This is a genomic window from Acidovorax sp. GW821-FHT11A03 (assembly GCF_058809075.1).
The window spans coordinates 117,845-131,023 of the sequence record NZ_JBXASG010000006.1; the positions used below are offsets into that span (position 1 = coordinate 117,845).

Consider the following 13,179-nt stretch of genomic DNA (forward strand, 5'->3'; position numbering starts at 1 on the left):
TCCTTGCGTCGCTCCCGCTCAGGCGGCGGGCGACTTGCTGTTGTTCTTGGCTTCCTTGCGATCACCCGCAATCTCGGCCTTCGCGGTCATGGGCACGGGCTGGGGTGCCACCACGGCACCGGGGCGCACGCGCTGCAGGCCGTTGACGACGATGTTCTCGCCCGCCTTGAGGCCCGAGGTGACCACGCGCAGGCCGTCAATCGGCGCGCCCAGGGTGACCTCGCGGTACTCGGCCTTGTTGCCCTCGCCCACCACCATCACGAACTTCTTGTTCTGGTCGGTGCCCACGGCACGCTCGTTGATGAGCAGTGCCTGCGTGTTGCGGGCCTGGCCCATGCGGATGCGCGCGAACTGGCCGGGCATCAAGGCGCCGTCTTCGTTGTCGAACACCGCGCGCACACGCACCGTGCCGCTCTTGGCATCGACCTGGTTGTCGATGAGCTGCAGGCGGCCGGCATGCGGCGTGCCGCCCGTGGTGCCGGTGCCCATCTGCACGGGAATGCGCTCGATGAGCTGGCGCGCGCTGTGGCCGCGCTGGCCGCTTTGCAGGTCCGCCAGGGCCTTCACCACGATCTGCTCGTCGGTATCGAAGCTCGCGTAGATGGGGCTCACGGACACCAGCGTGGTCAGCACGGGGGCGCCCGCACCGGCGGCCACCAGGTTGCCCACGGTGACTTCGATGCGGCCCACACGGCCCGCCACCGGGGCGCGCACCTGGGTGTAGCCGAGGTTCAGCCTGGCGGTCTGCAGCGCGGCCTGGGCGGCGCGCAGGTTGGCATCGGCCTCGCGCTGCGCGTTCAGGCGTTCGTCGTGCTCGCGCTGGGCAATGGCGCGCTCTTCGAGCAGGCGCGTGGCCCGCTCCATTTCGCTGCGGGTGTACGACACGCGGGCCTGCGCGGCCACCACCTGCGCCTCAGCGCGGTCCACCTCGGCGGCGTAGGGTGCCGGGTCCACGGTCACGAGCAGATCACCCTGCTTCACCAGCGAGCCTTCACGGAAGTGCACGGCCTGCACGGCACCCGAGACGCGCGGCCGCACGTCCACACGCTGCACGGCTTCGAGCCGGCCGGAGAACTCGTCCCACAGGGCGATGTCCTTTTGCAGCACGGCAGCCACCGACACGGGCATGGCCGGTGGCGCCGCAGGGGTGCCATCGGCCTGCGCCACGGGCGCCTGGAAAACAAGGATGGCGGCGGCCACGGCGGCCGTCACGGCGGTGGCCAGGGTGGCCAGGCCCAGCGGGCGGCTCTTGTGGGAGAGAGGATTGGAGTTCATGGTCACTTTCGGTCATAAGGGCGGCCTTCGCGGGCACGCCATGGAAGGTTTTCTGCCGCAGCAGGTGTCAGTGCACTGGTGCAGGCAGGTGTCAGTGCGGCGGCGCAGGTGCGAATCTGGGCAATGACACGGTGAGAAGGTCAAGCCCGGAACGCAGCGCGCGGGCCCATGGGCGCTTGCACGTCAACAGACGCTTTGGCGCTGGGTGGTGTGACAGCCGCCGCAGCCGGCGGGCAAAAGGATGGGTGTGCTCATGGTGTTTTCTTTCCTCCGTGTCGTTCAAATCAGTGGCGTCGGGCACAGGGGGGAGGCATGCGCGGGCAAAGCCTCTCCCTCCGGCACGCCAGGCCGGAAAATCAGTGCAAAGAATGCAAATGGATTGTTGAGAGGCCGAAGTATCGAACCTCAACTTAAGTTGAGGTCAATGACTTTCTGGGGCCAGGGTCTTCAGGAGGGCACCGGACATCGGGTGGCCTCAAAGAACATCCGGAACTGGTCCTGGGCGCCCGCGGCGCACGGACATTCGTGCTGGCCGGTCTGCAGCAGCGCATCGGGCCACTGGGCGGTCTTGGAGAACACGTGGCGCGTAACCTGCAGGCCCGCAGCCTCCAGCCGCGCGGCGTAGGCCAGTGCCTCGTCGTGCATGGGGTCGGTGTCCCCCACCAGCACGAGGGTGGGCGGCAGGCCCGAGAGCCGGTGCGCGGACGCCGGCACGGCATAGGGGTGCTCGGCATCGCGGGGGCAGCGCAGGAAATTGCGCCAGCCTTCCGTCCACTTGCAGCCCGTGGCGTTGCCCGTGGCTTCGCGCAACGAGGCCGTGCCCACACAGGGGTCGAGCATGGGGGACAGGAGAATCTGCCCGGCCAGCGGCGGGTGCGACTGGTCCCGCGCCATCAGGCCCACGGCGGCAGCCAGGTTGCCGCCCGCCTCTTCCCCGGCCAGATAGACCAGGGCGCCCTGCCCGCCGAGCTTGACCCGGTTGCGGTGCACCCACTTGAGCACGTCATAGCCCGTGTCCACGGGCTGCGGAAACGGAGTGAGCGGGTAGGCCACGGAAACCACCACGGCCCCCACGCCCTCCAGCAGGGACGCCACGGTGCAGCCGTTGTCGAGATCCCCCGACACGAAGGCCCCGCCATGAAAATGCACCACCACGGGCGAGGCCTGTCCGGCCTTCTTGCGGCCGTACATGCGCACCGCCACGTCCTGCCCCTTGGTCACCTCGATGGTGGCGTCGGAGCACACGGACGCCGCCGCCTTGGAAGCGAACCCAGGCGCACGGGCTGCCTTGGCGGGCGCTGCGGCAGACTGCGGTGTGGAGGATGGCGAAGACGGTTGGTCGGGCTGCATGGCATGTACCCAGTGGGTGAAGGTAGGTGAACGATGGGTCAAATGTAGTAGCTTGTGCCTTCGGGATAAACAGGCCAAACACCACCGCACTGTTTCCAAAAGCTCAACAATCACGGGGTGGCGCGCGTGTGAGAATTCCTCAGCACCCACTGGTGGGTGCTGTAGTTCCAGATTCAAGGAGAAGCCATGGACCAGATACAGGCCATGCGCATATTCGTGCGGGTGGTGGAGGCCGGCACGTTTACCCGGGCGGCGGATTCGCTCTCGCTGCCCAAAGCCACCGTGACCAAGCATGTGCAGGCGCTGGAGGAGCGCCTGCGCGTGAAGCTGCTCAACCGCACCACCCGGCGTGTGACGGTGACGCCGGACGGCGCCGCCTACTACGACCGCACGGTGCGCCTGCTGACCGATCTGGACGACATCGAGGCCAGCATGACCAACGCGCGCGCGAATCCACGCGGGCGCCTGCGCATCGACGTCGGAACGTCCATGGCGCAATTGCTCATCATCCCGCACCTGGCGGAGTTCCATGCCCGCTACCCCGACATCCAGCTGGACCTGGGGGTGAGCGACCGCATCGTGGACCTGATCGGCGACAACGTGGACTGCGTGATCCGCGGGGGCGAGCTCAGCGACCAGTCGCTGGTGGCCCGGCGCATCGGCAACCTGGAATTCATCACGGTGGCCTCGCCCGACTACGTGTCGCGCAAGGGCTCGCCCGCCCACCCGCTGGAGATCGAGGAAAAGCACGCCAGCGTGATCTACTTTTCCCCCCAGACCGGCCGGCACTACCCGCTGGAGTTCCGCAAGGGCGACGAGTCCATCGACATCACGGGCCCCTACCAGCTGAGCGTCAACGAGAGCAATGCCTACGTGACCTCCATCGTGGCGGGCCTCGGGATCGGCCAGATCACGAGCTACCAGGCCGAGCGGCACCTGCAAGACGGTACGCTGGTGCGGCTGCTGCCGGAGTGGACCCAGCCGCTGCTGCCCGTGTATGTGGTGTACCCCCCCAACCGGCACCTGAGCGCGAAGGTGCGGGCCTTCGTGGACTGGGCGGCAGAGCTGTGCCAGCGTGAAACCGGACTCCAGCGGGTTGCTTGACCCCGCCGCCCGCGGCCTTATGCTTGGGTCCATGAACGCCACCGAGCCCCGCCCAGACCCCGCGACCCAGGAAGCCCCCGCGCCCACAGCAGCACCCGCCGGCGCGCCGGCGTCCACACCCCAAGCCCCCGCCAGGCAGCCGCGCAACCCCCTGCACGGCGTGACCCTGGAAGCCATGGTGGTCGGGCTGGCCGACTACTTTGGCTGGGATGAACTCGGCCGGCAAATCCCCATCCGCTGTTTCCAGAGCGACCCCAGCGTGGGCTCCAGCCTGAAATTCCTGCGCAAGACGCCGTGGGCGCGCGAGAAGGTCGAAAGCCTGTACCTCTTCATGCTGCGCGACCAAAAGCGCAACGCCCAGGAGTAGCAGCCGCCGGCGTCAGCCCAGCGCCTGCACCACGTCGGCCTGGAGGTCCTGCACATCCTCGATGCCGATGCTCATGCGCACCAGCGCATCCGACACCCCGTTGGCGCGCCGCACGGCCTCGGGCATGCCGCGGTGGGTGGTGGATGCGGGGTGGCAGGCCAGCGAATCGGCATCGCCCACGGACACGGCCTGGGTCACGATGCACAAGCGGTCGAGGAAGTGCCGCGCGGCCTCGCGCCCGCCCCGCAGGTCGAACGCCAGAATGCTGCCGAAGTGGCGCATCTGGCGCGCCGCCACCGCGTGCCCGGGATGGTCGCCCAGGCCGGGGTAATACACGCGCTCCACCGCGGGATGGCGGTTAAGGCCGTGGGCCAGCGCATGCGCCGATGCGCAGGCGGCCTGCAGGCGCAGCGGCAGCGTCTTGAGCCCGCGCAGCAGCATCGCCGCCTCGTGCGGGCTGAGGCACCCGCCCAGCTGGCCCATGCCCGCCGAACGAATCGCATTCATCAGCTCCACGGAGCCGACGGCCGCTCCGCCGGTGGCGTCGCCGTGGCCACTGATGAACTTGGTCGCCGAATGCACCACCACATCGATGCCCAGCGCCCGTGGCCGGGTGAGGTAAGGCGTGGCGAAGGTGTTGTCGGCGATGCTGATCGCGCCCGCCCGCCGGGCCACCTGCGCCACCTGCTCCAGGTCGGTCACTTCCAGCGTCGGGTTGCTGGGCGTCTCCACGTAGACGATGCGCGTGCCCGTGGGGAGGCCCTCCCGCAAACCCTCCACGGTGGCGAAATGCCGCACGCCGATGCCCAGGCGCGGCAGCAGCGTGCGCATCACGCCATCGGTGCCGCCATAGAGCGTGCCGACGCAGGCGACGGTATCGCCCGCCGAGAGCAGGCCGATCAGGCTCGCGCTGATGGCCGCCATGCCGCTGGCGAACCCGACGGCGGCGGGGGCACCTTCCAGCAGGGCCATCTTGCGCTCGAAGGCGGCGACGGTCGGGTTGGCGAATCGGCTGTAGACGTAGCCAGGCGCATCGCCATTGAAGCGGCTCACGCCCGCATCAAAATCGTCATAGGCAAAGGCCGAGGTTGCGACGATGGGTGTCGCGATGGCCCCCGTGCCGGGATCGGGTGCCTGGCCCGCATGGACCGCAAGGGTGCGGAAACCCCAGGCGTGTGATGGATCGGGGGTGGGGGGAATCTGTGTGGTCATGGCGTATGCGGCTTTCCTGGCACTCTCACTGCGGGCCTTGGCCGCGCGCTCAGTCGGTGAACGCCACGGTGTGCCTGGCGCGGCGGTCGACCTGCAGATTGAAGATATCCGGCCGTGCATAGTGGCCGACCACATCGAAGTCATAGCGCGCGCGCACCAGCTCCTCCACATCGATCTGCGCGGTGAGCAAGCCTGTCCGGCCCTGCAGCGGACCCGCCAGCACGTCGCCCAGCGGCCCGACGATCACGCTGTTGCCGCGGATGAGCGGCCGATCCGGCTCCCACCCCGGCGCCTCCACCCCCAGCTCGCGCGGCGACGGCTGCACCTGGCAGGCGCTGATCACGAAGCAGCGCCCCTCGTGCGCGATGTGGCGCATGGAGCACTGCCAGATGTCGCGTTCGTCCACCGTGGGCGCGCACCAGATCTGCACACCCTGCGCGTACATGGCGGTGCGCAGCAGCGGCATGTGGTTCTCCCAGCAGATCACGCCGCCCACGCGGCCCGCGGCCGATTCGACGACCGGCAGGGTGGAGCCATCTCCCATGCCCCATATCAGCCGCTCGGTGCCGGTGGGCATCAGCTTGCGGTGCCTGGCCACCAGCCCCTCCACCGGGTCGAAGTACAGGGCAGTGCAGTACAGCGTGCTGCCCGCGCGCTCGATCACGCCGAGCACGAGCGTGGCGCCGGTGCGTGCCGACAGGCCGGCCAGTGCCTGCGTCTCGGGCCCTGGCACGTCGATGGCGCTGGCGTGGTACCGGGCGAAGGCCTCACGCCCTTCCGGCAGGCGATAGCCCAGGCGCGTGCCAAAGATCTCGCCCTTGGGGTAGCCGCCCAGCAGGGCCTCGGGCATGACCACCAGCCGCACGCCCGATGCCTGGATATCGGCCTCATGGGCGAGCACATCGGCCAGCGTCTGCGCGGTACCCGCGGGGGAAGAGCCGATCTGCAGGGCGGCAACGGTCGTGAGGGGCATGGTGGAAGTCCTTGGGAGAAAGAGGTCCCCCAGTGTTGCCAAAGCCCTAAGATGAATCAATCCGCCACCGTTGCTTAGTGATATGAATAATATTGATATCGGATTTGATCTCAACGGCCTGCGCGTCTTCGAGGCCTTGCACGAGGAAGGTGGGGCCACGCGCGCGGCGCTGCGGCTGGGCGTGACCCAGTCGGCCGTGAGCGCGGCGCTGGCACGGCTGCGCCATGTATATGGCGACCCGCTGTTCACCCGCACTGGCCGTGGCCTGGCGCCCACGCTGCGCGCGCAGGAGCTCAAGCCCGTGATCAGCGAAGCGCTGAACAAATGCAGGGAGAGCCTCGCCCTGGGCTCCACGCCCCAGACGCGCTATCAGGGGCGGTCCGTGGTGATCGGCATGTCGGATGATTTCGAGATCGCGATGGGCCAGGCGCTGGTGAGGGCCGTGGCGCAGCACGCGCCCGGCCTGCGCCTGGCCTTTCGGCAGACGCACAGCCAGATCGTGGCCGAGATGCTCATGGCGCGCGAGATCGACCTGGCGATCACGGCCGGCGGATTCGCCACACGCTGGCTCAGCCACCAGGCGCTGGGCGAAGGGGGGTACGCCTGCCTCATCGACGCAGTGGCGCCGGGCCCCGTCGCCAGGACGGGCAAGCGGCGCGGCGGCGCAGCCCCGCCCGGCCTGAGCGTGGAGGACTACGTGCACCGCGAGCATGTGCTCATCTCGTCGGGCGGCTTCATCGGCGTGGTGGACGAGGTGCTGGCCGCCACGGGCCACAAGCGCCGTGTGATTGCATCCACCACGCATTTCGCCGCCCTGCCCTACCTGCTGGCGGGAACCCGCGCGGTCGCCACGCTGCCCGCGCATGCGGCCCAGGCAATCGCGCGGATGACCGGCCTGCAGGTTCTGCCCTGCCCGATCGCCATGCCGCGCTATGCCATCGAGCTCGGCTGGCGCACCGATGCGCTCCGCGATTCGGCGGTGGCGCATGTCCGCACCATCGTGGCGCAGCAGTGGCCCCAGGGATCTGCTGCCACGGGGGCCTGAGCCCCCGGCCTGCGCCCGCCTGCCGTGCGGGGTTTCTTTCGGTACCGCGCCGGCTCAGTCGCCCGTGGTCACCAGGAAGTCGCGGCTGATGCCCCCTCCCAGGTCGTTGACCCGGTCAAGGAACTGCGTGAGGAACGCGTGCAGCCCTGTCGACAGGATTTCGTCGATGCGGCCATATTGCAGGTCGGCCAGCAGGCGGCCCGCGCGGCGCTGCGTTTCAGCCGACTGCTGATTGGCCACGACGCCCAGGTTGTCCACCACTTCGCGCAGGCAGGCGTGCAGCGAGCGGGGCATGTCGCGGCGCAGGATCAGCAGGTCGGCCACGCGGCCGGGGGTGATCACGTCGCGGTAGACCTTGCGGTAGACCTCGAAGGCCGAGACGCTGCGCAGGATGGCGCTCCAATGGTAGAAGTCGTTCTCCTGGTTGCGCTCGCTGGCCCGGCCGAAGAAGTCGTTCTTCACCGCATGGAACTTCACGTCCAGCAGGCGCGCGGTGTTGTCCGCCCGCTCCAGGAAGGTGCCCATGCGCAGGAAATGAAAAGCCTCGTCCTGCAGCATGGTGCCTAGCACCACGCCGCGCGACAGGTGCGAGCGGTACTTCACCCATTCGAAGAACTGCCCCGGATCCCGTTCGAAGGCGCTGCCTTCGAGCTGGCGGTGCAGTTCCAGCCAGGTCTGGTTCTGCGTCTCCCACACCTCGGTGGTGAGGGCGCCACGCACGGCCCGCGCATTTTCGCGGGCGGCACGCAGGCACGAGAGGATGGACGAGGGGTTGTCGCCGTCGCGCACCATGAACTCGAGCACGCGCTGCGGCGTGACCTTGCCATGCTTGGCGGCATAGGCCGGGATCAGCTCGCTGATGGACAGCAGCCCTTCCCAGCCTTCCTGCGCCACGTCGGCGGACTGGGGCAGCAGCGAGGTTTCGTAGCTCACGTTGAGCATGCGGGCGGTGTTTTCCGCCCTTTCGGTGTACCTGGACATCCAGAACAGATGGTCGGCGGTGCGGCTCAGCATTTCAGAATCCTCCCTGTGATTGCGTCATGCCGCCCATGGATTGCGACTGCAGCGCCGGCGCGGCGGTGTGCTCCCCCAGCACCCAGGTGTCCTTTGTCCCGCCGCCCTGCGAGGAATTCACCACCAGCGAACCCTCCTGCAGCGCGACGCGCGTGAGCCCCCCCGCCACCATCTGCACCTCGCGGCCGCTGAGCACGAAGGGGCGCAGGTCGATGTGGCGCGGCGCGATGCCGCTCTCCACGTAGGTGGGGCAGCTGGACAGGCTGAGCGTGGGCTGCGCGATGTAGCCTGCCGGGTTGGCCAGCAGCGCGCGGCGGAAGTCCTCGATCTCGGCCTGCGTGGCCGCCGGGCCGATGAGCATGCCGTAGCCGCCCGCGCCGTGCACTTCCTTGACCACCAGGTCCTTCAGGTTCGCCAGCACGTGCTGCAGGTCGTCCTGCTTGCGGCACATCCAGGTGGGCACATTCTTCAGGATGGGCTCCTGGCCCAGGTAGAAGCGGATCATCTCGGGCACGTAGGGGTAGACCGACTTGTCGTCGGCCACGCCCGTGCCCACCGCATTGCAGATGCCGACATTGCCGGCGCGGTACGCCTCCATGAGGCCGTGGCAGCCCAGCGTGGAGTTGCGGCGGAACACCTGCGGGTCGAGGAAGTCGTCGTCCACGCGGCGGTAGATCACGTCCACCCGCTGCAGGCCGCGCGTGGTGCGCATGTAGACGAACTTGTCCTTGACCACGAGGTCCTGCCCTTCGACCAGCTCCACGCCCATCTGCTGGGCCAGGAAGGCATGCTCGAAGTACGCGCTGTTGTGCATGCCGGGTGTCAGGACCACCACCGTGGGCTCGTCGGCCGTGGCGGGCGCGCTGGCGCGCAGGGTCTCCAGCAGCATGTCGGGGTAATGCGCCACCGGCGCCACCTTGTGCAGGCTGAACAGCTCGGGGAAGAGCCGCATCATCATCTTGCGGTTCTCGAGCATGTAGCTCACGCCGCTGGGCACGCGCAGGTTGTCCTCCAGCACGTAGTACTCGCCCTCGCCCTGTGCATTGGGGGCGCGCACGATATCGATGCCGGCGATGTGCGCGTAGATGTTCTTGGGCACCTGCACGCCGGCCATCTCCGGCCGGTACTGGGCATTGTTGAGGATGAGATCGGCGGGCACGATGCCGGCGCGGATGATGTCCTGGCCGTGGTACACGTCGTGGATGAAGCGGTTGAGGGCCGTGACCCGCTGCACCAGCCCCTGCTGCATGCTGCTCCACTCGTGGGCCGGGATGATGCGGGGAATCAGGTCGAACGGGATCAGCCGCTCGTTGCCCGCCCCGCCCTCATCCTTGGCGCCGTAGACGGCAAAGGTGATGCCCACGCGCCGGAAGATCATCTCGGCCTCGGCCCGGCGGGCCTGCATCACGTCAGGGGGCTGTTTGTTCAACCACTGCGCATAGCGCTTGTAGTGCTCCCGCACATCGCTGCCATCGAAAGGCAGCATGGCGTACATCTCGTCAAATTTCTGCATGAACTGGCCTCCTGCTGTCAGGATAGCAAGTTGTACGCCCGCACTCCCCGAACCAGCTCAAAATCTTTCCGGGGCCCCGTGCATCGGCAGACCGGCGGACCCGCCGCGCCCGCAGATCACTCCGGCCACGGTGCCATGCGATGCTGCCAGTACCGCGCGCCGACGTCGCGTTCACACGCCACCCGCGCGGGTTGCGCCGACGACCACGCGGCAGCCCCGCAGCGGGACGACTCCACCACGCGGATCCCCCGCTCCCGGTAGCGCTGCAGCACCTCGGCCGCAGGGTGGCCAAAGCGGTTGCGGTAGCCCGCCTGCACCAAAGCAGTGCGCGGTGCCACGGCCTCCAGAAACGCCGGCGAGGACGAGGTCTTGCTCCCGTGGTGGGGCACGAGCAGCACGTCGGCCTGCACCGCGGCGCCCCGCGCCAGCAGGGCCTGCTCCTGGGCGGCCTCGATGTCACCGGCCAGCAGCGCGACGGAGCCCCTTTCCCCTTTTTCTGCGGCGGCCGCGATGCGCAGCACGCAACTGAGCGCGTTGGGCCGGGCGGTGGGCGCGGCGGCGTCTTGCGCCCCCGGGTGCAGCACCTCGAAAGACACGCCATCCCATGTCCACCGCTGGCCCGCCACGCAGGGCCTGACGGGGCGCAGTGCCTGCAGCATGTGCTCAGCCTCGATCGAACCAGTGAGTTCGGCCCCCGGCTGCTGGGCCAGCACCGCCGCCGCGCCGCCTGTGTGGTCGGCATCGCGGTGGCTGAGCATGAGCACGTCCACGCGCTCGCCCAGCGCCCGCAGCAGCGGCACCAGCACGCGGTGGCCCGCGTCGCTTTCGCGGCTGAAACGCGGCCCTGCGTCGTACAGCAGGGTGTGGGTCGCGGTGCGCACCAGCACCGCATTGCCCTGGCCGATGTCCGCCGCCAGCAATTCGAACTGTCCCGCCGCCGGCCGCGCGGGCTGCCAGCACAGCGCGGGCCACAGCAGCGGAAGGGCCAGCCACCGCAGACGCCAGGGCAACCTCGCGGCCAGAAGCGCCCCCCCGGCCACGGCCAGCACGCCGGCCCACAGCGGCGCCGCGGGCATGTGGAGCACGGCCCAGGGCCACTGCGCCAGCCATTGCAGCAGTACCGCCAGCGGCTGCAGGCCGAAGGCGGCCAGGCTCCAGAGCGGCGGCCACAGCACCCCGCCCAGTGCCAGCGGAGTGACCACCAGGGTGACCCAGGGAATCGCCACCAGATTGGCGGCAAAGCCCACCACGGACACCTGGCCGAACAGCAGCAGGGTCAGGGGCGTGAGGGCCAGCGTCACCACCCACTGCTCGCGCACCAAGGCATGAAAACGCTGCCTGGCGCTTGATGGATAAGCGCCATCAGCTACTGAATTAGTAGCAAACAAGATACCCACGGCGACAAAGCTGAGCCAGAAGCCTGCCTGCGCGAGCGCCCAGGGGTCCGCCACCACCACGGCCGCGCACGCCAGCAGCCACACCTGCGGCCACGGCCAGCGGCGGCCGCACAGCTGCAGCAGGGCGATGGCGCCCAGCATGGTCACCGTGCGTTGCGCAGGCACGCCCCAGCCGCTGAAAATGGCGTACGCCGCGGCCAGCGCCACCCCGGCGGCCAGCGCGGCGGACGGCGCGGGCACCGCCAGGCACAGCCGCGTGGGCCTTCGCCACAACGCCCCCACCGCCAGCGCGGCCAGCCATGCGAACAGCGTGATGTGAAGGCCCGAAATGCTCATGAGGTGCGCGACGCCCGTGGCGCGGAACACGTCCCAGTCGGCACGGTCGATGGCACGCTGGTCACCCGTCACCAAAGCCGCCACCACGCCCGCGATGCGTGCGCGGGCGGGGTCGTCGCCGTGCACGTCGCGGGCCAGACGGTCCAGGATCGCGTCGCGCACGGATTGCCGCAGCCGCTCCACGGGATGCCGCCAGGTCGATTGCAGATGCACCGGAGGCTCATCCCTGGGGCTCGCGCGCACATAGCCCGTGGCCTGCACCCCCTGCTCCCACATCCACAGTTCGTAGTCAAACCCGTGCGGGTTGCGCAGCCCGTGCGGAGCCTTCAGCCGCACCGTCAGCGCCCAGCGGTCACCCGCCTTCAAGGCGGGCGGCTGGCGCTGCAGGTCCACCGCTCCACCGGGATCAAGGAACGGCCCCCCGTACCAGGCCACCTCGATGCGCGTGGGCAGGGCCACGGGGGAGCCGTTCAGGCGCGCGGCCTCCACGTCCATGCGCAGCCGGGTTCCGGCCTCGTTGGCCTGCGGCATGGCGGCCACCACGCCGGTGACACGGATGTCCTGCCCTTCCAGCGCGGGCGCCAGGCCTTCTTCCATGTAGTCCACGGCCCGCAGCCCGGCCCCCGCGAACATCGCCAGCGCGCCGGCGCACAGCGCGAGCACGGTGGCCGCCGCGCGGGCCCCGCGCCCCGCCGCCGCACGAGGGCGCCCGTGGACCGCGCGCGCGCGCCACCCCAGCGCGCATGCCACCACCAGCAGCGCCGCATAGGCGGCCGCGGGCCACAGCGCGGGCTGCTGCAACTGCAGCGCAGCACCCGATACCGCTCCCAGCAACAATGCGGGCACCAGCCAGGGCACGGGGGCCGCGGCGCCCGCGCCGACCGTGCCCGCGGGGGCTGGCGCAATCGCATTAGTGGTGCTTATGGCGAGCATGGGCTGATGCTAATGCGGCGCCAGGGCCGCTGCCGCTGGATTCCGCGCACCGGGCTGTGTAACACTCGCGGCCACCCCCGGTGCCGCCAGCATGGCCGGCAGCGCCGCACCGGCCGTCCCACCATCCCTTTCACTGACTTCATACCGAGGAAGACCATGAGCGTTTACGACAAGCTGAAGGAACTCAACATCACCCTGCCCCCCGTGTCGGTGCCCGCGGCCGCCTACGTGCCCTACGTGCAGACGGGCAATCTCGTGTTCCTGAGCGGCCACATCGCGCGCAAGGACGGCAAGCCCTGGGTGGCGCAGTTCGGCCGCGACATCGGCACCGACGAAGGCAAGCAGGCTGCCCGCGCGGTGGCCATCGACCTGCTGGGCACCCTGCAGGCGGCCTGCGGCGGCGACCTCACCCGCGTGCGGCGCATCGTCAAGCTGATGAGCCTGGTGAACTCCACGGGCGACTACACCGAACAGCATCTGGTGACCAACGGCGCCAGCGAGCTGCTGGGCCAGGTCTTTGGCGAAAACGGCGTCCATGCCCGCAGCGCCTTCGGTGTGGCGCAGATCCCCATGGGTGCCTGCGTGGAAATCGAGTTGATCGCCGAACTGGGACAGGGCTGAGCCCCGGCGGACAGCGGGCGAAGCGCCCCTGCGTGCAGG

Annotated in this window: 11 protein-coding genes; 4 read left to right on the forward strand and 7 right to left on the reverse strand. The window is 69.3% G+C overall.

Going from position 1 to position 13,179, the window contains the following annotated elements; all coding sequences use genetic code 11:
- Positions 1-18: 18 nt before the first annotated feature.
- Together AC1RVY_RS16305 and AC1RVY_RS16310 are read right to left on the reverse strand one after the other, a co-directional pair.
- A complete protein-coding gene (locus AC1RVY_RS16305; protein WP_218295425.1) occupies positions 19-1,275 on the reverse strand; it encodes an efflux RND transporter periplasmic adaptor subunit in 1,257 nt (418 codons plus the stop codon).
- A gap of 447 nt (positions 1,276-1,722) precedes the next feature.
- Entirely contained in the window at positions 1,723-2,625 is a 903-nt protein-coding gene (locus AC1RVY_RS16310) for an alpha/beta hydrolase (RefSeq protein WP_492807223.1), read from the reverse strand.
- A 186-nt stretch (positions 2,626-2,811) separates the two neighbouring features.
- Between AC1RVY_RS16310 and AC1RVY_RS16315 the strand changes: the two genes are divergently transcribed.
- Positions 2,812-3,729 carry a LysR family transcriptional regulator gene (locus tag AC1RVY_RS16315; RefSeq protein WP_218295427.1) on the forward strand — a complete coding sequence of 306 codons (918 nt, stop codon included), beginning with the start codon at positions 2,812-2,814 and terminating at the stop codon, positions 3,727-3,729.
- 31 nt (positions 3,730-3,760) lie between these two features.
- Complete coding sequence (locus AC1RVY_RS16320) at positions 3,761-4,096, forward strand: VF530 family protein (protein WP_218295428.1); 336 nt, start codon at positions 3,761-3,763, stop codon at positions 4,094-4,096.
- A 12-nt stretch (positions 4,097-4,108) separates the two neighbouring features.
- Here AC1RVY_RS16320 and AC1RVY_RS16325 read toward each other — a convergent pair whose 3' ends face one another.
- Together AC1RVY_RS16325 and AC1RVY_RS16330 are read right to left on the reverse strand one after the other, a co-directional pair.
- Positions 4,109-5,308 carry a trans-sulfuration enzyme family protein gene (locus AC1RVY_RS16325; RefSeq protein WP_492807225.1) on the reverse strand — a complete coding sequence of 400 codons (1,200 nt, stop codon included), beginning with the start codon at positions 5,306-5,308 and terminating at the stop codon, positions 4,109-4,111.
- A gap of 49 nt (positions 5,309-5,357) precedes the next feature.
- Positions 5,358-6,281 (reverse strand): carbon-nitrogen hydrolase family protein, encoded by a 924-nt coding sequence (locus AC1RVY_RS16330; protein WP_492244061.1) that lies wholly within the window; start codon positions 6,279-6,281, stop codon positions 5,358-5,360.
- Positions 6,282-6,363: 82 nt separating this feature from the next.
- Between AC1RVY_RS16330 and AC1RVY_RS16335 the strand changes: the two genes are divergently transcribed.
- Positions 6,364-7,326 (forward strand): LysR family transcriptional regulator, encoded by a 963-nt coding sequence (locus tag AC1RVY_RS16335; RefSeq protein ID WP_492807227.1) that lies wholly within the window; start codon positions 6,364-6,366, stop codon positions 7,324-7,326.
- A gap of 54 nt (positions 7,327-7,380) precedes the next feature.
- On the opposite strand, the gene AC1RVY_RS16340 is transcribed toward AC1RVY_RS16335, so the two are convergent.
- The 3 genes from AC1RVY_RS16340 to AC1RVY_RS16350 form a co-directional block, all read right to left on the reverse strand.
- Complete coding sequence (locus AC1RVY_RS16340) at positions 7,381-8,340, reverse strand: alpha-E domain-containing protein (RefSeq protein WP_218295432.1); 960 nt, start codon at positions 8,338-8,340, stop codon at positions 7,381-7,383.
- 1 nt (position 8,341) lies between these two features.
- Positions 8,342-9,853 carry a circularly permuted type 2 ATP-grasp protein gene (locus AC1RVY_RS16345; protein ID WP_218295433.1) on the reverse strand — a complete coding sequence of 504 codons (1,512 nt, stop codon included), beginning with the start codon at positions 9,851-9,853 and terminating at the stop codon, positions 8,342-8,344.
- Positions 9,854-9,969: 116 nt separating this feature from the next.
- Complete coding sequence (locus tag AC1RVY_RS16350; protein WP_492807229.1) at positions 9,970-12,519, reverse strand: DNA internalization-related competence protein ComEC/Rec2; 2,550 nt, start codon at positions 12,517-12,519, stop codon at positions 9,970-9,972.
- Between the two features lie 156 nt (positions 12,520-12,675).
- Here AC1RVY_RS16350 and AC1RVY_RS16355 point away from each other — a divergent pair, with 156 nt between their 5' ends.
- A complete protein-coding gene (locus AC1RVY_RS16355) occupies positions 12,676-13,140 on the forward strand; it encodes a RidA family protein (protein WP_218295435.1) in 465 nt (154 codons plus the stop codon).
- Positions 13,141-13,179: the final 39 nt, after the last annotated feature.

Bases quoted from the DNA above. Each gene is read 5' to 3' on its own strand.
- AC1RVY_RS16335 (WP_492807227.1), top strand. From the start codon at position 6,364: ATGAATAATATTGATATCGGATTTGATCTCAACGGCCTGCGCGTCTTC.
- AC1RVY_RS16315 (WP_218295427.1), top strand. From the start codon at position 2,812: ATGGACCAGATACAGGCCATGCGCATATTCGTGCGGGTGGTGGAGGCC.
- AC1RVY_RS16320 (WP_218295428.1), top strand. From the start codon at position 3,761: ATGAACGCCACCGAGCCCCGCCCAGACCCCGCGACCCAGGAAGCCCCC.
- AC1RVY_RS16330 (WP_492244061.1), bottom strand. From the start codon at position 6,281: ATGCCCCTCACGACCGTTGCCGCCCTGCAGATCGGCTCTTCCCCCGCG.
- AC1RVY_RS16325 (WP_492807225.1), bottom strand. From the start codon at position 5,308: ATGACCACACAGATTCCCCCCACCCCCGATCCATCACACGCCTGGGGT.
- AC1RVY_RS16310 (WP_492807223.1), bottom strand. From the start codon at position 2,625: ATGCAGCCCGACCAACCGTCTTCGCCATCCTCCACACCGCAGTCTGCC.
- AC1RVY_RS16305 (WP_218295425.1), bottom strand. From the start codon at position 1,275: ATGAACTCCAATCCTCTCTCCCACAAGAGCCGCCCGCTGGGCCTGGCC.
- AC1RVY_RS16340 (WP_218295432.1), bottom strand. From the start codon at position 8,340: ATGCTGAGCCGCACCGCCGACCATCTGTTCTGGATGTCCAGGTACACC.
- AC1RVY_RS16345 (WP_218295433.1), bottom strand. From the start codon at position 9,853: ATGCAGAAATTTGACGAGATGTACGCCATGCTGCCTTTCGATGGCAGC.
- AC1RVY_RS16350 (WP_492807229.1), bottom strand. From the start codon at position 12,519: ATGCTCGCCATAAGCACCACTAATGCGATTGCGCCAGCCCCCGCGGGC.
- AC1RVY_RS16355 (WP_218295435.1), top strand. From the start codon at position 12,676: ATGAGCGTTTACGACAAGCTGAAGGAACTCAACATCACCCTGCCCCCC.